This is a genomic window from Pinisolibacter sp. DMC100, assembly GCF_056313705.1.
On the sequence record NZ_JBQUZT010000003.1, the window covers coordinates 1 to 19,443 of the forward strand.

Below are 19,443 nucleotides of genomic sequence, written 5' to 3' on the forward strand. Positions count from 1 at the left end.
GACGCGGAGGTGAAGTAGTTGACCGGGTTGTCGAGCGCCGAGTTGACCTTCTTGCCGGTGGCGAGACGGTTCTCGGTCTGGGTCTGTTGCTTGTTGATGGACTGCAGCGAGCCGAGATTCTGACGGACGCCGGTCGACAAGATGGTAGCCATGGCTTTCAACCCCATTCTAGGATTTGGTTTCGCACATGGGGCGATCCTATCGACGGCTTGCTCTTCAATTCGTGAAGCGGATTGGTAAAGAATCTCACTGGCTCGGACTCCGCCGAATTAAGCTTACCCATTGGTAAGTCCGGTCGACGAGGCCGCTGCGCGGGCGTTCCCGCGACCGTGGCGCGATCGGGGAAGATTCTTCCCGTGACCGCACCTGCGATGCTGCGTTGCGGGAAGAATGATCCCGAAATCGGCGGAATTCGGAAGATTTTTAGGTCAGCACTGTTGACCTTTTTCGGGACCGGGCGTAGCGTGCCGGCCGTTCGAAAAGGAAGGGTCGATCCATGACCGCGCTCGATTGGTCCCATGTCTTCGCCACGCGATCGGAGCGCATGCGCGCATCCGAGATCCGCGAGCTCCTGAAACTCCTCGACCAGCCCGACATCATCTCCTTCGCGGGCGGCATCCCGGACCCGGCACTGTTCCCGGTAGAGGCCATTCGCGACGCCCAGCACGCCATCCTGTCCGATCCGAAGCAGGCGGCGCAGGCGCTGCAGTATTCGATCTCGGAAGGCTACCTGCCGCTGCGCGGTTGGATCGCCGATCTGATGGGCAAGAACGGCGTTCCCTGCACGCCCGACAACATTCTGATCACCTGCGGTTCGCAGCAGGGGCTCGACTTCCTCGCCAAGATGCTGCTGTCGCCCGGCGACACCGCGCTGGTCGAGGCGCCGACCTATCTCGGTGCGCTGCAGGCCTTCAACTGCTACGAGCCGCGCTACGACCGGCTGATCCCGGACGGCGGCAACGTCACGCCGGCGGCCTATGCCGCCGCGGCGGCGAAGAACGGCGGGCGGGTCAAGTTCGCCTATGTCGTGCCCGACTTCGCCAATCCGACCGGCATCACCCTGTCGGTCGAGAACCGCGAGAAGCTGCTCGATCTCGCGACCGAGCTGGCCATCCCGGTGATCGAGGATTCGGCCTATCAGGCGCTGCGTTTCGAAGGGGAGGCGGTGCCGTCGATCCTGTCGCTCGACGTGGCGCGCAACGGCGGCGACATCGAGAAGACCCGCACGGTCTACTGCGGCACCTTCTCCAAGACGCTGGTGCCGGCGCTGCGCATCGGCTGGATCGTCGCGGCCTCGCCGCTGATCCAGAAGCTGGTGCTGACCAAACAGGCGGGCGATCTGCATTCTTCGACGCTGAACCAGATGGTCATGGCGCGCTTGGCCCAGACCACCTACGACGCCAACGTCGCCCGGGCGATCGCGCTCTATCGCACCCGGCGCGACGCGCTGATGGCGGCGCTCGCCGCCTCGATGCCGAAGGGCGTGGAGTGGACGAAGCCGGAAGGCGGTCTCTTCACCTGGGTGACGCTGCCGGAAGGCATCGACGGAGCGGAGCTTCTGGCGCGTTCCGTCGCCGAGGAGCGCGTCGCCTTCGTGCCGGGCAAGGCGTTCTTCGCCACCGACGCGATGGCCAACACCATCCGCCTCAACTTCTCCTCGCCGACGGTCGAGGACATCGGCGAAGGCGTCGCGCGGCTCGGCCGCCTGATCGCCCGCATGACACCGTGAGAGAAAGGGGGGCGTCGTGAGCTTCCGTGACGTCCTCCTCGCCCTCGTCGTCGTGGCGATCTGGGGCTTCAACTTCGTCGTCATCAAGGTCGGCGTGGCGGACGTGCCGCCGCTGCTGCTGACCGGCCTGCGCTTCCTCTTCGCAGCGCTGCCGGCGGTGTTCTTCGTGCGGCGGCCGGCGTGTGCCTGGCATTGGGTGGTCGCCTTCGGCCTCATTCTCGGCGTCGTCAAGTTCGGCCTGCTGTTCGTCGGCATGAAGGCCGGCATGCCGGCCGGCCTCTCCTCGATCGTGCTGCAGATGCAGGCCTTCTTCACCATGGGCCTCGCCTTCGTCTTCCTCGGCGAGAAGCCGGCGGCAATCCAGATCCTCGGCGCGGTGATCGCCGCCCTCGGCATCGCCGTCATCGCCTCGGCGCGGGCCGGCGGTGGGGCGGCGCTCGGGCCGTTCCTGATGGTGCTGGCGGCGGCGGCCTGTTGGGGGCTCGCCAACATCGTCACCAAGAAGGCCGGTCGGATCGACATGCTCGGCTTCGTCGTCTGGGCGAGCCTGGTGGCGCCGCTGCCGCTCTTCGCGCTGTCTCTCGCCTTCGAGGGCTGGCCGGCGATCGTGGCGGCGCTCGCCCATCCGACCCCGATCGCCGTCGGGGCGGTCGCCTATCTCGCCTGGCCGACGACGGTCCTCGGCTTCGGCATCTGGTCGAACCTGATGTCGCGCCATGCCGCCGCCACCGTGGCGCCGTTCTCGCTGCTGGTGCCGGTCTTCGGGATGTCGAGCGCGTGGTTGGTGCTCGGCGAGCCGATCGGCGGGCGCGAGGCGATCGGCGCGGCGCTGGTGGTGGCCGGGCTGGTGGTCAACGTCTTCGGACCGCGCCTCACGCGACCGGCCGCCTGATCAGAACTTGGTGCGCGCCCGCATCGCCTGGGCGATGGTGCCGTCGTCGAGATAGTCGAGTTCGCCGCCGACCGGAACGCCGTGGGCGAGCCGCGTCACCGTGATGTCGCGGCCTTCTTCCGCCAGACGGGCGATCTGGTCGGTGACGTAATGGGCGGTGGTCTGGCCCTCGACGGTGGCGTTGACCGCCAGGATCACCTCGCGGATCGGCTCGGTGCGGCAGCGCTCTACCAGCGCGTCGATGGTGAGGTCGGACGGGCCGATCCCGTCGAGCGGCGACAGCACGCCGCCGAGCACGTGATACTTCGCCGAGATCGCCCCGGCGCGCTCCAGCGCCCAGAGGTCCGACACGCCCTCGACCACCACCAGGACCGAACCGTCGCGGCGTTCGTCGCGGCAGACGGTGCAGGGGTCGGAGGTGTCGATGTTGCCGCAGACCGAGCAGACGCCGACCTTCTCCAGCGCCACGTCCATGGCACGGACGAGGGGGGAGAGGAGGCTCTCCTTCTTCTCGATCAGATGCAGCGCCGCGCGCCGCGCCGAGCGCGGGCCGAGACCCGGCAGCTTGGCGAGCAACTGGATGAGCCGTTCGATCTCGGGTCCGGCGACGGAACGTGCCACGAAGCCACTCTTCGTCTGATGATTCGATTGACCCAATCTAGCGTGTTCGCCGTGCACGGGTCGTCGCGATCCGCGGTCGGGCGGCGGGACACTTCCGGCGGCGGGCGGGCCCGGCGCGACCGGAGCCCTCAGAACGGCAGCTTGAAGCCGCCGGGGGCGCCGGGCAGGCCGAGGCCGCCGGTGACGTCGGCCATCTTCTCGGCGATCGCCGCTTCCGCCTTGACGTGGGCATCGCGATGGGCGGCGACGATCAGGTCCTCGAGGATCTCGGTCTCGGCCGGGTTCATCAGCGACGGGTCGATCTTCACGCCCTTCAGTTCGCCCTTGCCCGAGATGGTCACCGCGACGAGGCCGGCGCCGGAAGTTCCGGTCACGGCGATCTCGGCGAGCTCGTCCTGGAGCGTCGCCATGCGGGCCTGCATCTCCTTGGCCTTGCTCATCATCTTCATGAAGTCCATGGGGCGTTCTCCGCGCTCGTGTTTCTTCAGTCGTCCGGCGACCAGCCCGGATCGTTCTCCTCGCCGGCCGGCGGGGCGTCCCAGGCGAGACCGTCGCCGCCGTCGTCCTCGCCCGTCTCGGCGGCGCGCACCCGCACGTCGACGATCGACGCGCCGGGGAAGCGCTTCAGCACGGCCGCGACCAGCGGTTCGGCGCGGGCGTCGGTGACGAGCTTGTCGCGCGCCTCCTCGCGTTCCTCGGCGACCGTCGCACCGCCCTGCTCGCGCGAGACGGCGACGATCCAGCGTTCGCCGGTCCACTCGGAGAGCTTGGCGGCGAGGAGCTGCGGCAGGTCGAAGGAGGCGCCGGGCTCGAGCGACACGTCGATGCGGCCGGGGGCGAAGGCGACGAGGCGCATCTGGCGCTCGACGGCGATCTTGAGGCGAATGTCGCGATGTTCGGCGGCGAGCGCCGCGACGTCGGCGAGATCGGTCAGGCGCGGCCCGCGACGCGGCGGCGCGGCGGGCTTCGCGGGAGCTTGCTGCGGTGCCTCGTTGGAGGCGACGAGGCGCGGACCGGGCGCGGGGGCGGCGGGTGCCGTATCCGCGAGGCGGGCCTGCGGCATGCCCGGCGCCTGACCGGGGGCGGCGAGCGCGGCACCGGCGACGGCCTGGGTGCGGGCCATCGCCGAGGCACCGCCGTTGCCGCCGCCCGAGGGGCCGCGCGGGGCGGAGGGCGCGCCGTCCGACGGGGAGAGCGTGCCCTCGCGCAGCATCTTCAGCGCTTCGTCGGGGGTCGGCAGGTCGCTGGCGTAGGCCAGGCGGACGAGCAGCATCTCGGCGGCGGCGAGCGCCTTGGGGGCGTTCTTGACCTCGTCGTGGCCCTTGAGGAGCATCTGCCAGGCGCGCGACAGCACGCGCACCGAGAGATCGCGGGCGAAGGCTCCACCGCGCACCCGCTCGTCCTCGGAGACCGAGGCCTCGTTCGCGGCTTCCGGCACCAGCTTCATGCGGGTGACGAAATGGGTGAACTCGGCGAGATCGGCGATCACCACGGTCGGGTCGGCGCCGACGTTCCACTGGGCGCGCAGCTCGGCGAGCGCGGACGCCGCATCGCCCTTCATCAGGTGTTCGAACAGGTCGATGACGCGGGCGCGGTCGGCGAGGCCGAGCATCTGGCGGACTTCCGCCACCTCGATACGGCCCTCGCCGTGGGCGATCGCCTGATCGAGCAGCGAGAGACTGTCGCGCACCGAGCCTTCGGCGGCGCGGGCGACGAGACGCAGCGCCTCGTCGTCGATCTCGACCTTCTCCGCGTCGGCGATCTTCTTCAGATGGGCGACCAGCACGTCGGTCTCGATGCGACGCAGGTCGAAGCGCTGGCAGCGCGACAGGATGGTGATCGGAACCTTGCGGATCTCGGTGGTGGCGAAGATGAACTTCACGTGCTCGGGCGGCTCTTCCAGCGTCTTCAGCAGGCCGTTGAAGGCCTGGTTGGAGAGCATGTGCACCTCGTCGATGATGTAGACCTTCATCCGCGCCGAGACGGGCTTGTAGCGCACCGCCTCGATGATCTCGCGGATGTCGTTGATCGAGGTGTGGGAGGCCGCGTCCATCTCGATGACGTCGACGTGGCGGCCTTCCATGATCGCCTTGCAGTGGGTGCCGAGCCGATCCATCTCGATGGTCGGCCGGTCGATCTCGCCGGGGATCTCGTAGTTGAGCGCGCGGGCGAGGATGCGGGCGGTGGTGGTCTTGCCGACACCGCGCACGCCGGTCAGCATCCACCCTTGCGCGATGCGGCCGATCGAGAAGGCGTTCGACAGGGTGCGCACCATCGGCTCCTGGCCGATGAGGTCGTCGAAGCTCTGCGGGCGATACTTGCGGGCGAGGACCCGATAGGCGCCGGAGGCGGCCGGGGGCGTCGCATCGGGCGGAAGAAGACCGTCCATGCGCTTCTGCCTTTCCTCGAACCGGTCGGAGAAGGGATCGGCTGGGCCGATCGGCGTCGCCCGAAGGCGAGAAGGAGGCCGACGCGCGACCCGCGTCCGACTCGTCTGGGCTGCTTCCTTCCGGACCTGACCCGGTCGGCGAGTGACAACGTCCACCGCCGACCTCCCGAGCGTTCATATCGAGGATCGGACGAGGAAATGCAAGAGGGGGTGGCGTCGCGGCGGCGGATGTCCACGGGGCCGCGCCGATCGACGCTACGTCAGGCGCGGGCGAGGCCGCGCAGGCGGCCGAGGACGGCGGGGCCGGCGAAGATCACGACGTTGCCGGCGATCGTCAGACCGAGACCGAGGACGGTGCGGCCGTCCCAGACGTAGCCTTCCCACAGCCCCGAGAGGACGAGGGCGACGACCGGGAACATCACCGTCGCATAGGCCGCACGGCCCGAGCCGATGCGGGCGACCAGCATCAGGTAGGTGGTGAAGCCGATCACCGAGCCGAAGATCGCCAGCCAGCCGAGCGCCAGGAGATAGGTCGCGTCCGGCGGGGCGACGATCGGCGTGCCGGTGACGAGGATCAGCACCATGAGGAAGGCGGCGCCCCAGCTCATGCCCCAGGCGTTGGCGGTCGCCGGCGGGATGCCGGCGGCGGAGTTGCGCCGCGACACCATGTTGCCGAGCGAGAAGCAAAGCGTGCCCAGCGCTGCGAGCGCGAGGCCGATGGGGGCGTTCGCGCCGAAGGCGCCGTCGCGGATCGCCGGGGCGAAGAGGACGGCGAGGCCGCCGAGGCCGAGGGCGGCGGCGAAGAGGGTGCGCCGGGCGATCGGCTCGCCGAAGAGGAGGCGGGCGAGCACGGCGTTGTAGAGCGTCGCCAGCGAGAAGACGACCGAGACCAGCCCGCTCGGGATGAAGCGCGTGGCGTTGTAGAAGCAGACGAAGTTCATCGAGAACAGGCAGACGCCCAGCAGTGCCGCGAAGCCGTGGTCGCGCGGCCGCATCGGCGCGAGCCTTCCCGTGAGCGCCAGTCCCGGTCCGAGGATCACCGCGGCGAGGGCGAAGCGGTAGAAGATCGAGGTCAAGACCGGCACCGGGCCGAGCTGCAGCGCGATGGCGAACCAGGTGGTGCCCCAGACGAAGACGGTGACGGCGAAGAGGGCGAGATTCATCGATGGGGCTCCGGCGGTGGTCGGCCGGCAGGATGGACCCGTCGGCGGTTGCTCGGATTGCACGATCTTGCGGTGAAGGCGGCGCAGGCGGGAAGCCGGGATTGCCGTCGCCACGGGCGAGGGGCAGAGTGACGGGGAACGCTCCCCTTCTTTCTCACGCCGCCGATGATCGCCGCCCAGTCCGTCTTCGACCAGCTCTCGCGCTCGCGTGCCCGTCTGTGGCACCGGCTCGACGTCGGCCGCGGTCGCGGCGCGGCGGTGTGGTCGAACGATGCCGACCGGGTGCGCTACGACGACACGGCGCTGCACACGCTGAGCCTCTATCTCGTCGGCGGCGAGGAGAGCCGACGGCTCGATCGCGGCGCGGTGCGCGGCTGGGCGGGGGCGCTGACGCTGATGCCGGCGGGATCGTCGTCGGACTGGGACATCGGCGGTCGCTTCCGCTTCGTCCATCTCTATCTCGACGACGCCCGCCTCCGGCACTTCGCCGAGGCGACGCTCGAGCGCGATCCGGCGCGGGTGTCGCTCGCCGACCGGACCTATTGGGAGGATCCGGAACTCGCCGCCGGCATGGTGGCGCTGGCGCGGGTCTGCGAGGCGGGCGACGCCTTCGCCGCCGAAGGGGTGATCGCCGAGGTCTGCCACCGGCTGCTGACAGCGCCGGGGGCGGGCACCATGGCGCGGCCGGTGCGCGGCGGGCTCTCGGCCGCGGTGTCGCGGCGGGTGACGGCACGGCTGCGCGACAACCTCGACAGCCCGGCGAGCCTCGAGGATCTGGCGGCGGAGGCGGGTCTCAGCCCGTTCCATTTTCAGCGGATGTTCCGGGCGAGCCACGGTCTCAGCCCGCGCGCCTTCCTCGAGCATCTGCGGGTGGAGGAGGCCAAGCGGTTGATGCGGGCGGGCGTCGGCCTCGCCGAGGTGGCGAGCGCCTGCGGCTTCGCCCACCAGAGCCACCTCACCCGCGCCTTCCGCGCCGTGACCGGCACGACGCCGGGGGCGTGGCGGGCGGCGATGGTGGACGTCAGCCGAACAGTTCCGGCCGCCTGACGCGCAGCGTCTGGACGGCGAAGGCGGTCTTGAGGTCGAGGTTGTCGCCGCGATCGACGTAGGCCGCCAGTTCGGCGAGATCCATCGTCACCACCTCGATGTCCTCGCCCTCGTGGGCGAGGCCGCCGCCTTCGGCGACGCGGGCGGCGGCGAGATCGACCTCGGCCAGATAGACCCAGACCTTCTCGCCGACGAGACCGGGCGAGGGGCGGACGGCGCCGGCGAGATCGAGGCGGCCGAGTGCGAGGCCGGCCTCTTCCATCGCCTCGCGGCGGGCGGTCTCCTGCGGGTCTTCGTTCGCCTTGTCGAGGAGGCCGGCGACCACTTCGAGCATCAACGGATCGTCGCCCTGGAGGGCCTGCGGCAGGCGCAGCTGGCGGACGAGGACGGCGCGGCGGGCGACCGGATCGAAGGGCAGGACGGCGGCGGCGCGGCCGTGGTCCTCGATCTCGAAGCTCTGGACGTGGGGCGTGCCGTCGGAGCGGGTGCGCTCGAAGGTGACGCGTTCCAGCGTGCAGAAGCCCTTCCACAGGGTCTCGCGGGAGAGGATGCGGAAGGGCAGGGCGCCCGTCTTCGTCTCGGGCGCGTTCATCTCAATCGACCTCGGAGCCGGGGGCCAGGGTGATGCGGAGACCGTCGAGGTGCTCGGCGGTGAGGATCTGGCAGGCGAGACGGGAGTTGTCCTGTACCTCGAAGATCTGGTCGAGCTGGTCCATCTCCTCGTCGGTGGCGGGCGGGATCTCGCCCATCCACTCCGGATCGACATAGACGTGACAGGTGCCGCAGGCGCAGGCACCGCCGCATTCCGCCTTGATCGGCAGGCCCCAGTCGCGGATCACCTCCATGACGCGGAACCCGTCGAGGGCGGCGAGCGTGTGCTCGACCCCGTCACGGTCGACGACGTGGATCTTGATCGCGCCTTCGTCGAAGGGATCGAAGGGATCTTCGTCGAAGATCGGGGCGGCAACATGCGGGCTGGTCACGGCGTCTTCCTCGTGCGTTCCGGGGGGATACTCCAGCCGGGCCGCCCGATCAATCGCCGCGCCCTCCGCCGTTCGGGGGAGAAGCGCGGTCTCTTTCGGGATGGATGGTCTCAGCGGACGACGTGGGCCCAGGGACGGCCGGGCAGCGAGGCGGCGGGACGGTCGCCGGCACGCTGGTAGTGGATCGGCACGACGGGGCGTTCGCCCGCCTCGAGGCGACGACGCGTCGGGCCGTCGACGATCACCAGCGTGTCGAAGCCGCAGCGGCCGTAGGCCTCGAGCTGGTCCCACAGCACGTCGCCGATCGCCCGGAGTTCACCGGCAAAGCCCCAGCGCTCGCGGGCGAGGCGGGCGGTCGAATAGCCGCGACCGTCGCCGAACTTGGGGAAGCGCACGGCGAGCGCGCCGACACGGGGCAGGTCGGCACCGATCTCCTCGATCCGGTCGGCGGGCTCGAGCAGGATGCCGAGGTCGGCGCCGCGCGCCAGCAGCGTCTCGCGCTCGGCGAGGAAGCGGGCGAGCGAGACGAAGAAGGCTCCGGCGGGGAGCTCCGCATCGTCGGCGACCAGGACCCGGGCGTCGGGTTCGAAACGGGAATTGCGGAAGACGTCGCTCATCGGTCAGATCCCACTGCCGTCGTTTTCGGATCCGGCCGAAAGGCCGAGATGGATGCCGCATTCGGTCTTGGCGCGGCCGCGCCAGCGTCCGGCGCGCGGGTCCTCGCCCGGCGCGACGCGGCTGGTGCAGGGCAGGCAGCCGATCGAGGGGTAGCCTTTCTCGACCAGCGGATGGGCCGGCAGACCACGGAGACGCGCGCGCTCGACGAGCGCGTTCGGCTCCCAGGCGGCGAGCGGGTTCACCTTGATGCGCGCGCCGTCGGCCTCGAAGGTCGGGATCGTCGTGCGGGTCGCGGCCTGGAAGCGCTTGCGTCCGGAGATCCAGGCGGAGAACCCCTCCATGCCGCGGGCGAGCGGCTCGACCTTGCGCAGGGCGCAGCAGGCGTCGGGGTCGTCGTTCCACAGCCAGTCGTCGGGGTCGCGGTTCACGAGTTCCTCGCGGCTCGGGCCGAGGGCGCGGACGTCGGTGAAGCCGAGGCGCTCGACGAGGCGGTCGCGGTGGCGCAGCGTCTCGTCGAAATGCCTGCCGGTGTCGACGAAGAGGATCGGGATCGCCTTCGAGACGGAGGCGACCAGATCGAGCAGCACCGCCGATTCCGCCCCGAAGGAGGAGACGACGGCGATCCGGCCGGGAAACAGCCGATGGACCGCGCGGTCGATCAGCTCCTCGGTCGGCAGGCCGGCGTGTGCGGCGTCGAGTTCGCGCGCGCGGGTCTCCGCGGCGGTCGCCGCCGTCGTCTTGGGCCGGAGGTCGGGCGCGACGATCGAGACGGAGGTCATGCCGCCTCGCTCTCGCTGGTCAGTGCCGCCTTGAAGGGGGCGAGGCCGACGCGGGCATAGGTCTCGAGGAAGGTCTCGGCGCGCGAGCTGCGCAGCGCCAGATAGGTCTCGACGATGGTCTCGACCGCGCCGGGCACCTCGTCGGGCCAGAAGCCGGGGCCGGCGCTGTCGCCGATGCGGGCACCGACGCCGGGATCGCCGCCGAGCGTGATCTGGTAGAACTCGCGACCCTTGCGGTCGACGCCGAGGATGCCGATGGCACCGACGTGGTGATGGCCGCAGGCGTTGATGCAGCCCGAGATCTTGATGTCGAGCGGGCCGATCTCGGCGATCCGCGCCGGGTCGGCGAAGCGCTCGGTGATGGCCTGCGCGATCGGGATCGAACGGGCGTTGGCGAGCGCGCAGAAGTCGAGGCCGGGGCAGGCGATGGTGTCGGTGACGAGGCCGGCGTTGGCGGTGGCGAGGCCGTTCGCGACGAGACCGGCGTGGAGAGCTGCGAGGTCGTCGCGGCGGACGTGCGGGAAGACCACGTTCTGGCGATGGGAGATGCGGATCTCGGACCCGGCGAAGGCGTCGGCGAGACCGGCGATCGCCTCCATCTGCTCGGCGGTGGCGTCGCCCGGCACGCCGCCGACCGGCTTCAGCGAGACGGTGACGGACGCGTATCCGGCCGCCTTGTGGGGCGTGACGTTGGCGGCGACCCAGCGGTCGAAGTCGGGATCGATCCGGCGGGCCTCGGCCTCGATCGTGCTCGTCTCGGGCAGCGCGGCGAAGGTCGGCGGGGCGAAATGGGCGGCGATGCGGGCGACGTCGGCCGGGTCGAGCTTCAGCCCGGTCTTCTCGATCGCGGCGAACTCGGCCTCGACCTCGTCGCGGATGGTCTCGCGACCGGCCTCGTGCAGCAGGATCTTGATGCGCGCCTTGTACTTGTTGTCGCGCCGTCCGTAGAGATTGTAGACGCGCAGGATCGCTTCCGCGTAGGCGAGCAGGTCTGCTTCGGGCAGGAACTCCCGCAGTTCGAAGGCGACGAAGGGCGAGCGGCCGAGGCCGCCGCCGACGTGGACGCCGAAGCCGATCTCGCCGGCGGCGTTCTTCTTCAGCGTCAGGCCGATGTCGTGGAAACGCACGGCGGCGCGGTCTTCCGACGCGCCGGTGACGGCGATCTTGAACTTGCGCGGCAGGTAGGTGAACTCCGGGTGGAGCGACGACCACTGGCGCAGGATCTCGGCATAGGGACGCGGATCGGCGACCTCGTCGGGCGCGGCGCCGGCGAACTGGTCGGCGGTGACGTTGCGGATGCAGTTGCCGGAGGTCTGGATGGCGTGCATCTCGACCTCGGCGAGGGCGTCGAGAATGTCGGGAATGTCCTTCAGCGCCGGCCAGTTGAACTGGATGTTCTGGCGGGTGGTGAAGTGGCCGTAGCCCTTGTCCCACTTGCGCGCGATCGTCGCCAGCGTCCGCATCTGCTTCGACGACAGCGTGCCGTAGGGGATGGCGATACGCAGCATGTAGGCGTGGAGCTGGAGATAGACGCCGTTCATCAGCCGGAGCGGGCGGAACTGCTCCTCGGTCAGGTCGCCCGACAGGCGACGCTCGACCTGGTCGCGGAACTGGGCGACGCGGGCGCGGACGAAGGCGTGGTCGAAATCGTCGTAGACGTACATGGCGCTCTTCCTCGGGCGATGGCTTCAGGCGACGCGGGCGGCGCGGGCTTCGGAACCCGAGGTCGGGCCGGTGACGCGGATCTTCTCGCGCTGGGCCTTCGGCTCGAGCCGGCCGTCGACGGTCACGACGTCGACCGCATAGACGCCGACGACGAGGCCGTTCGCCTCGTCCTTCGCCGCATCGGCGAGCGCGGCGGCGGCGTCCGCGAGCACGGCGGCGGCGGCGAAGGCCTCGACCCAGCCGCCGTCGGCGTCGCGGAAGACGACGCGGCCGTCGATCAGGCGGTTGGCGGTGACGATCTGCATGGCGGTCGACCCTTCGGAAACGCTGCGTCGAGCACCGGCCCTCCTCGGACGGGCCGGAACTCCTCGGATCGTTTCTAGGGTAAGGGGGCGGACGACGCGCCGATGCCGATTGCGAAATCGGGGGCGGGCGCGAAACAGATTTTCGCGCATCCGCCCTTCGACAGAACGCGAGGCCCGCCGTGCCCGGCCGATGCCGCGCCGGGGCTCAGCGCGGGCGGGCGTCGCGGGCGAGGAGATAGACGACGAGCGACACGGCGAGCGCGGCGGCGAAGGTGCCGTAGAGCGTGCCGTGGGCGACCGCCTGCGAGAGGCCGGCGGTCGTCATCGACTTCATGAAGAAGCCGGAGAGCGGCTGGAGGACCGCGGCGCCGCCGATCAGGCACATGTTCATCAGGGTCAGGCCGCGACCGAGTACCGGCGTCGGCAGGAAGGCGCGGGCATGGGCCATCAGCACGCCGTAGGTCATGCCGAGGCCGCCGACGATCGCGAACATGACGGACGCCCGGCCGACCGACATGTCGGGGGCGAGCGCGAGGGCGGCGAGGGCGCCGACGGTCGCCAGCGTGCCGGCGACGACGACCCATTTGCGGGTGCCGAGCCAACGGTCGAGGGGACCGTAGAAGAAGGCGCCGGCGATCATGGCGAAGACCATGACGGAGACGGCATTGCCGCGATCGACCGGGCCGAGGCCGTGGACGTCGGAGAAATAGGGTCCGACCCAGAGGCCGCGCACCGCCACCACGATCGGATAGGAGGTGAGCGCGATCGGGTAGAGCGGCCACAGTTCGCGGATGGCGAGGACGGCGCGGATGCCGGGGCGCGGGCCGTCGACGTGTCTGTCGAGCGGCGGCGGATCCTTCACCACCAGGAAGACGAGGACGGCGGAGACGAAGGTCGCGGCGGCGATGGCGATCATCGTGGCGCGCCAGCCCCAGGTCGCGGCGGCGGCGGCGAGCGGCGTGGCGGCGGCGAGATTGCCGAGCGAGCCGATGCCGACGATCGCCGAGGAGAAGAGCGCGAAGCGATGCGGCGTCGTCGTGCGGCCGATGACGAAGAGGGCGCCCATGTAGATCGGCGCGCAGCCGAGCCCGATCAGCGCCATGCCGGCGACCGACACCCAGGGCGCGGTCGCGCCCGCGAAGACGACCGCACCGCTCACCGCGGCGAGCATCGGCCCGGCGACGGTGCGCCGCGCGCCGAAGCGGTCGAGCGAGGCGCCGATCGGGATCTGGGCGAAGGCGAAGGCGGCGAAGAAGGCGGCCGAGACGATGCCGAGCCAGGCCGCGTCGAGGCCGACGTCGCGGGCGAGTTCCGGCGCGATGACGGCGAGGAAGGAGCGGTAGAACTGGCTGAGCAGGTAGCCGAAGACGAGGACGACGAGGGTGGGCAAGGCGTTTCCTCGGTGTTTTCTTGTTGCCGCACCATAACGTTCCCGGCGGCGGGCGCCAGTCGGGCGACGCGAACTTCCGACCAAAAGCGTCATGAATGTCGGGCCTTCGGTGTCGGGTCGCGGCGCGCCGGTGGACAACCCGGCCGGCTCGGTGTCGAATGCGGCGGCGACGGTACGTCATCACGCCGTGATCCGAAGGATTCATTTCGGAAGGGTCTGGTGGAACGGATGTTTCGTCACCATGTTCGCGCGGCGGAGAACCCGCCATCGTCTTCCCAGGGAGAAGCCCCGTGTCCGACGTCATCGTGAAAACGCCGCTGCAGTATCTCGACAAGGCCATGGGCGCGCTGCGCGACCTCGGCCTCGCCCCGCCGGCCACCCAGGACGCGCCGATCGTCGGCCTGCTGGAGAAGATCTCGGATCTCTCGCCCGACAAGGTCGCGGTGATCACCCGCACCCTCGGCCAGACCGAGGTCTTCAACGAGGTGGTGCGCAACCAGGTCTCGCAGATGGAGATCGGCGAGCGCTACAAGGCGGTCACCGCCGGCTTCGATTCGATCCGCGACGACGCCAAGAAGATGGTCGACCAGATCGCCGACGGGAAGATCGACATCTTCGAGCGCGCCACCAACGCCTGGATGAAGCTCAGCCGCGGCGACATCGCCGACCGCTTCGACAAGGTGCGCGAGATCTACCTCGACGTCTCCAAGGAGACCCGCAACCAGATCGAGCGCGAGGGCATCATCCTCGAGAGCTATCGCGACTTCCGCGGCGCGCTGAAGCAGGCCGAGGTGCTCGCCCTCGAAGTGCTGAAGACCGCCGAGGACAAGTGGAACGCCTCCAAGGCCGACCTCGACGCCGCCGCCCAGAAGGTCGCCGCCTTCACCGGCGAGCCGGCCGCCAGGGCGCAGCTCGAGCTGGAGCGCGACGAATACGTCCGCCGCACCCAGGACGAGGAGAAGCGCTATCAGATCGCCAAGGACCTCTCCGACAACCTGACCATCGGCTACAACACGTCCGAGGTCATCATGGCGCGTCTGATGCAGACGACCAATGCCAAGGAGCGGGTCTATCAGCAGGCGGTCAGCTTCTTCTCGACCAACGATTCGGTGCTGACGGCGCTGAAGGCCTCGTTCACCGGCATGTTCGGCCTCAACGAGGCGACCCAGACGCTGAACGCGATGAAGGAAGGCGTGTCGAAGAGCCTCGAGACGCTGGCCGAGATCGGCGACAAGGTGCAGGAGGCGGCGGTGCGCGCCGGCTACGGCCCGACGATCCGCGCCGACGCGGTCAAGAAGCTGGTCGACAGCGTCGTCAACTTCCAGATCAAGTCGACCGAGATCATCGCCGAGATGCGCGACGCCTCGACCAAGAACTCGGCGGAGATCCGCGACGCGGTCGAGGACGGCAAGCGCCGCATCGCCCGTCTCGTCGCCGCCGGCGCCGACCTCGACAAGGCCTCCTGAACAGGGTCCGATCCATGACCGACGTCGCCACGACGTCGCCGACCGCGGCCGGGCTCGCCCCGGCCGCGCCCGCGGCGCCCCAGAAGCTCGACGATCTGATGCTCGCCATGGACGTCGTCGACACGCTGCGTCACCAGGAGAGCCTGGCGACCCGCGAACTCGACGACGACGCGCGCAAGGCCGAACTCGTCGCCCGCCTGAAGAAGCTCTATGCCGATCAGGGCATCGAGGTGCCGCCCTCGATCATCGAGGAGGGCGTGCGGGGTCTCGAGCAGAGCCGCTTCTCCTACACGCCGACGCCGCCGAGCTTCGCCCGGACCATGGCGCTCGCCTGGATCAACCGCGGCCGGGTCGCGGCGGTGGTCGGCGGCGTGGTCGTCGCGCTGTCGCTGGCGATCGGGTCCTATTCGTATTTCGTGGTCGGCGGCGAGCGGCGGGCGGCGGAAGCCGCGCGCGTCGAGATCGTCCAGACCCTGCCGGCGGCGCTCGCCAAGGCGGTACGCACCGCCCACGACGAGGCGCGCGTACCGGCGGCCACCGCCCGCATCGACGACATCGCCAAACGCGGCGAGGCGGCGATCGCGCGCAAGGATGCGCCGGCCGCCCGCGCCGCGATCGCGGAAGCCGACGCGCTGGTGGGCGTGCTGCGTCAGACCTGGGACGTGCGGATCGTGTCGCGGCCCGGCGTGCGCTCGGGCATCTTCCGGCTGCCGCCGGGCAAGCAGGCGCGCAACTACTATCTCATCGTCGAGGCGATCGGACCGGACGGCAAGGCCATCCCGCGCGAAATCGTCAACGAGGAGAACCAGGTCAAGAAGACGGTGTCGATCTGGGGCCAGCGCGTGCCGCAGGCGACCTACGACCGGGTGGCCGCCGACAAGCAGAACGACGGCATCATCCAGAACGACCGCCTCGGCCAGAAGGCCCGCGGCGACGTCGACGTGCGTTGGTCCATGCCGGTCGAGACCGGCACCATCACCGAGTGGTGAACCCCATGATTTCCGGACGTGACGCCCTTCGACAGTTGGAACAGGCGATTGCCGCGGCGCGCGACGACGAGAACCGTCTCGACGACGCGCTCGCGACCGCCACGGGCAAGGCCGAAGACGCCCGCGCCAGCCAGACGGCGGCCTTCCGCCGCCTCGCCAAGGTGCGGCTCGACAGCCTCGCCGGGAGCGAGGTCGACGCCCGGCTCGACCAGGCCGAGCGCGAGGCGCTGGCGATCCTCGCCGAGAAGCGCAAGGCGGTCGCCGAGCTCGCCGAGAAGCGCAAGGCGGCGAACAAGGAACTCGCCGCGGCGCAGGGCCGTCGCCACGAGGTGGCGGGCCGGCTCGAGGCGATCTCCGACAAGATCCATGCGCTCGACGCGGCGACGCGGGCGAAGCTGCCGGGCGTCGCCGAATGGGTCGCCGCCGACGGCGTCGTCAAGGACGCCGAGAAGATCGCCGCGCGCGCCGAGGCCAAGGCGACGCAGGCGGAGGCCGACCGGGTCGAGAAGGGCAAGCCCTTCGAGAGCGACCGGCTCTTCATGTACCTGTGGGAGAACGGCTTCGGCACCTCGGCCTATTCGGCCTCGTTCTTCGCCCGCTATTTCGACCGCAAGGTCGCCCGCCTCTGCAACTTCATCGAGGCGCGGCCGAACTACGCCATGCTCACCGAGATCCCGGTCAGACTGAAGGCCCATGCCGAGCGTCTGCGCGCCGAGGTCGCCGACAAGACGGCGGCGCGTACGGCGATCGAGCGCAAGGCGCTGGAGGCCGACGGCATCGAGGCGCTGGAGGCGGAATTCGGTCGGGTCAAGGCCGAGATCGACGCCGGCAACAAGGGGATCTCGGCGACGCAGTCGGATCTCGCCACGCTCGACGCCAGCCACGACCGGCTGGTGACCGGCGAGGATCCCGATCTCGCCCGCGCCCTCGACGGGGTGGCCACGTCGCTGGCGGCGACCGATCTCAAGACGCTCTACGCCCAGGCCTTCGCCACGCCGACGCCGGAGGACGAGAGGATCGTCCGCGACATCGAGGGGCTGACCAAGACTGTCGCGGCGGCCGAACACGACATCGCCACGACGCGCGCCGCGATGGCGGAAGTGGCGCGGCGGCGCTCCGATCTCGAGGAGACGCGCGATCGCTTCCTGCGGTCGGGCTACGACCGGCCGGGCGTCACCTTCAACAACGAGAACATGCTCGGCAGCGTGATCGGCGGCATCATCGGCGGCATCGTGTCGAGCCCCGAGCTGTGGCGCGTCATCCTCGGCGGCTATCAGGCACCGCACCGGCGCGACGACGGCTGGATCGGCGGCGGCCCGCGCGTGCCCGGCGGCGGCGACTGGTTCGGTGGCGGCGGCGGTGGCGGAGGCGGCGGCTTCGGCGGCGACGGCGGTGGCTTCACCACCGGCGGCGGCTTCGGCGGCGGCGACAATTCGTCGGGCGGCGGGTTCTGAGGGCTCAGGCCCTCAGCACCAAGACGACGCCGAGGACGAGGAGGGCGATGCCGACGAGCTCGCGCAGGCTCGCCTTCTCCTTCATCAGCCCGCGCGACAGGCCTTGCGCGAACAGCAGCTCGATCAGACCGAGGGTGCGCACCGCGGCGACCGGCGCGATGGCGAAGCCGACGAACCACAGCTGCGAGGCGAGGGCGCCGAGGAAGCCGGCGCCGATCGACGGGCGCCATTCGCGAAGGGTCGCGACCAGCACGTCGCGGCGGGCGATCGCCAGCCAGCCGGTCAGCACGATGGTCTGCGCCGCCACCGAGGTGACGAGCGCGGTCGCCGCGTCGACGAGGAAGCCGCCGGAATCGGCAGCCCTGATCGCCGCCTTGAACAGCACCGCGGCGAGGGCGAAGAAGCCGCCCGAGGCGATGCCGAGCAGCGCCGGGCGCAGGCCGGCGAAGCGCGAGCCGGTCGCCGCGGCGAGACCGCCCTTCGGCCAGGACATGATCATCACCCCGAGCGTCGCCAGAGCGATCGCCACGATCAGCGTCGGCGTCGGCACCTCGCCGAGGAAGACCAGCGAGAACAGCGCGGCCTGAACCGCCTCGGTCTTGGTCAGCGCGATCGTCACGACGAAGGAGCGATCCTGCATGGCGGTGAGCATCAGGGCGGTCGCGGCGATCTGGGCGAGGCCGCCGAGCGTCGCCCACAGCCAGAACAGCGCCTGCGGATGCGGGCGGTCACCGGTCGCCGCCATCAGGGTGCCGAGGAAGACGAAGGTGAAGGGCAGGCCGAAGAGGAAGCGCACGTTGGTCGCGCCGAGCGTGCCGAGCGACGCCGTCAGGCCGCGCTGCAGCGCGTTGCGCAGCGTCTGGGCGCCGGCGGCGGTGACGGTGGTGACGATCCACAGCGATGCGAACATGGCGGCCTTCCGAAGGGGCGGCGAAACGAGAGCGGCCGCGCGGGGTGTCCCGCGCGGCCGCCGTGCATTCGTGACGTCGCGAGGATCACTCGGCGGCGGAGACCTTGCCGGCGGCTTCCTCGCGGCTCTCCTGAGCCTTGAGCTCCTCGAGGCGGGGCATCGAGACGATCGAATAGCCCGAATCGACGAAGTGGATCTCGCCGGTGACGCCCGAGGACAGGTCGGAGAGGAGGTAGAGCGCGGTGCCGCCGACCTCGTCGATGGTCACGGTGCGACCGAGCGGCGAGTTGCGCTTCTGATAGTTGTACATCACGCGGGCATCGGAGACGCCGGAGCCGGCGAGGGTGCGGACCGGGCCGGCGGAGATGGCGTTGACGCGGATGTCGTCGAGGCCGAAGTCCATGGCGAGATAGCGCACCGAGCTCTCGAGCGCCGCCTTGGCCACGCCCATGACGTTGTAGTTCGGCATGACGCGGGTCGAGCCGCCGTAGGTCAGCGTGATCATCGAACCGCCGCGGTTCATCATCGCGGCCGCACGCTTGGCGATCTCGGTGAAGGAGAAGCACGAGATCACCATGGTGCGCGAGAAGTTCTCGCGGGTGGTGTCGGCGTAGCGGCCCTTGAGCTCGTTCTTGTCGGAGAAGCCGATCGAGTGGACGAGGAAGTCGATCTTGCCCCATTCGGCGGCGAGCTTTTCGAAGACGGCATCGACCGACGCGATGTCCTCCACGTCGCAGGGCAGCAGCATCGTCGAGCCGATCGATTCGGCGAGCGGCTTCAGGCGGCGACCGAAGGCCTCGCCCTGATAGGTGAAGGCGAGCTCGGCGCCCTGGCCGGCGAGCTTCTTGGCGATGCCCCAGGCGATGGAATGATCGTTGGCGACGCCCATCACGAGGCCGCGCTTACCCGCCATGATCCCGCTCATCGGGTCCCTTTCTCTTCTTGCCCCGCCGCATCGGATCCCGCGGGACGACGCGTCGGTCTTCTTTCGAATTCGTGACGGAAAGACGACGGCCTTCCCGCGGCGTGGTCACGCCATCGGG

At 70.1% G+C, this 19,443-nt stretch carries 19 protein-coding genes, 1 other RNA gene and 1 pseudogene; 6 read left to right on the forward strand and 15 right to left on the reverse strand.

The window, feature by feature from the left end:
- Positions 1 to 152 (reverse strand): annotated as a pseudogene (locus ACT541_RS13095) (flagellin); the annotation flags it as partial.
- Positions 153 to 496: 344 nt separating this feature from the next.
- Here ACT541_RS13095 and ACT541_RS13100 point away from each other — a divergent pair.
- Positions 497 to 1,729 carry an aminotransferase-like domain-containing protein gene (locus ACT541_RS13100; protein ID WP_476137530.1) on the forward strand — a complete coding sequence of 411 codons (1,233 nt, stop codon included), beginning with the start codon at positions 497 to 499 and terminating at the stop codon, positions 1,727 to 1,729.
- A 16-nt stretch (positions 1,730 to 1,745) separates the two neighbouring features.
- Positions 1,746 to 2,621 carry an EamA family transporter gene (locus ACT541_RS13105; RefSeq protein WP_476137531.1) on the forward strand — a complete coding sequence of 292 codons (876 nt, stop codon included), beginning with the start codon at positions 1,746 to 1,748 and terminating at the stop codon, positions 2,619 to 2,621.
- Here ACT541_RS13105 and recR read toward each other — a convergent pair whose 3' ends face one another.
- The 5 genes from recR to ACT541_RS13130 form a co-directional block, all read right to left on the reverse strand.
- Positions 2,622 to 3,242 (reverse strand): recombination mediator RecR, encoded by a 621-nt coding sequence (gene recR / locus ACT541_RS13110; RefSeq protein ID WP_476137532.1) that lies wholly within the window; start codon positions 3,240 to 3,242, stop codon positions 2,622 to 2,624.
- 128 nt (positions 3,243 to 3,370) lie between these two features.
- Positions 3,371 to 3,700, reverse strand: coding sequence for a YbaB/EbfC family nucleoid-associated protein (locus ACT541_RS13115; RefSeq protein WP_476137533.1), 330 nt, complete (start codon positions 3,698 to 3,700; stop codon positions 3,371 to 3,373).
- 26 nt (positions 3,701 to 3,726) lie between these two features.
- Entirely contained in the window at positions 3,727 to 5,631 is a 1,905-nt protein-coding gene (locus ACT541_RS13120; protein WP_476137534.1) for a DNA polymerase III subunit gamma/tau, read from the reverse strand.
- Between the two features lie 70 nt (positions 5,632 to 5,701).
- Positions 5,702 to 5,798: signal recognition particle sRNA small type (gene ffs, locus ACT541_RS13125), an RNA gene on the reverse strand.
- A gap of 93 nt (positions 5,799 to 5,891) precedes the next feature.
- Entirely contained in the window at positions 5,892 to 6,794 is a 903-nt protein-coding gene (locus ACT541_RS13130) for a DMT family transporter (RefSeq protein ID WP_476137535.1), read from the reverse strand.
- Positions 6,795 to 6,959: 165 nt separating this feature from the next.
- Here ACT541_RS13130 and ACT541_RS13135 point away from each other — a divergent pair, with 165 nt between their 5' ends.
- On the forward strand, positions 6,960 to 7,841 hold the full coding sequence (locus ACT541_RS13135; RefSeq protein WP_476137536.1) for a helix-turn-helix domain-containing protein: 882 nt from the start codon (positions 6,960 to 6,962) through the stop codon (positions 7,839 to 7,841).
- Here the strand turns inward: ACT541_RS13135 and ACT541_RS13140 are convergent.
- From ACT541_RS13140 to ACT541_RS13170, 7 genes are all read right to left on the reverse strand, one after another.
- Positions 7,816 to 8,433, reverse strand: coding sequence for an NUDIX domain-containing protein (locus tag ACT541_RS13140; RefSeq protein WP_476137537.1), 618 nt, complete (start codon positions 8,431 to 8,433; stop codon positions 7,816 to 7,818). The two genes, ACT541_RS13135 and ACT541_RS13140, sit on opposite strands and share 26 nt — an antisense overlap.
- Before the next feature lies 1 nt (position 8,434).
- Complete coding sequence (locus ACT541_RS13145) at positions 8,435 to 8,755, reverse strand: 2Fe-2S iron-sulfur cluster-binding protein (RefSeq protein ID WP_476137986.1); 321 nt, start codon at positions 8,753 to 8,755, stop codon at positions 8,435 to 8,437.
- A gap of 179 nt (positions 8,756 to 8,934) precedes the next feature.
- Positions 8,935 to 9,441: a DUF934 domain-containing protein gene (locus ACT541_RS13150; RefSeq protein ID WP_476137538.1), complete on the reverse strand. Its 507-nt coding sequence runs from the start codon at positions 9,439 to 9,441 to the stop codon at positions 8,935 to 8,937.
- Between the two features lie 3 nt (positions 9,442 to 9,444).
- Positions 9,445 to 10,221 (reverse strand): phosphoadenylyl-sulfate reductase, encoded by a 777-nt coding sequence (locus ACT541_RS13155; protein ID WP_476137539.1) that lies wholly within the window; start codon positions 10,219 to 10,221, stop codon positions 9,445 to 9,447.
- Positions 10,218 to 11,885 carry a nitrite/sulfite reductase gene (locus ACT541_RS13160; RefSeq protein WP_476137540.1) on the reverse strand — a complete coding sequence of 556 codons (1,668 nt, stop codon included), beginning with the start codon at positions 11,883 to 11,885 and terminating at the stop codon, positions 10,218 to 10,220. The genes ACT541_RS13155 and ACT541_RS13160 overlap by 4 nt, the downstream gene beginning before the upstream one ends.
- A gap of 24 nt (positions 11,886 to 11,909) precedes the next feature.
- Positions 11,910 to 12,191, reverse strand: coding sequence for a DUF2849 domain-containing protein (locus ACT541_RS13165; RefSeq protein ID WP_476137541.1), 282 nt, complete (start codon positions 12,189 to 12,191; stop codon positions 11,910 to 11,912).
- Between the two features lie 205 nt (positions 12,192 to 12,396).
- Positions 12,397 to 13,581 (reverse strand): MFS transporter, encoded by a 1,185-nt coding sequence (locus ACT541_RS13170; protein ID WP_476137542.1) that lies wholly within the window; start codon positions 13,579 to 13,581, stop codon positions 12,397 to 12,399.
- A gap of 290 nt (positions 13,582 to 13,871) precedes the next feature.
- On the opposite strand from ACT541_RS13170, the gene ACT541_RS13175 reads away from it, so the two are divergent.
- From ACT541_RS13175 to ACT541_RS13185, 3 genes are read left to right on the forward strand one after another with little or no spacing between them, the layout of a single operon-like run.
- Positions 13,872 to 15,047, forward strand: a complete 1,176-nt coding sequence (locus ACT541_RS13175; RefSeq protein ID WP_476137543.1) for a cell surface protein — start codon at positions 13,872 to 13,874, stop codon at positions 15,045 to 15,047.
- A 14-nt stretch (positions 15,048 to 15,061) separates the two neighbouring features.
- Positions 15,062 to 16,036 carry a DUF6384 family protein gene (locus ACT541_RS13180; protein WP_476137544.1) on the forward strand — a complete coding sequence of 325 codons (975 nt, stop codon included), beginning with the start codon at positions 15,062 to 15,064 and terminating at the stop codon, positions 16,034 to 16,036.
- Between the two features lie 5 nt (positions 16,037 to 16,041).
- Positions 16,042 to 17,490 (forward strand): hypothetical protein, encoded by a 1,449-nt coding sequence (locus tag ACT541_RS13185; RefSeq protein ID WP_476137545.1) that lies wholly within the window; start codon positions 16,042 to 16,044, stop codon positions 17,488 to 17,490.
- A gap of 4 nt (positions 17,491 to 17,494) precedes the next feature.
- Here ACT541_RS13185 and ACT541_RS13190 read toward each other — a convergent pair whose 3' ends face one another.
- Both ACT541_RS13190 and fabI read right to left on the reverse strand, forming a co-directional pair.
- On the reverse strand, positions 17,495 to 18,400 hold the full coding sequence (locus ACT541_RS13190; RefSeq protein WP_476137546.1) for an EamA family transporter: 906 nt from the start codon (positions 18,398 to 18,400) through the stop codon (positions 17,495 to 17,497).
- 85 nt (positions 18,401 to 18,485) lie between these two features.
- Entirely contained in the window at positions 18,486 to 19,325 is an 840-nt protein-coding gene (fabI, locus tag ACT541_RS13195) for an enoyl-ACP reductase FabI (protein WP_476137547.1), read from the reverse strand.
- Positions 19,326 to 19,443: the final 118 nt, after the last annotated feature.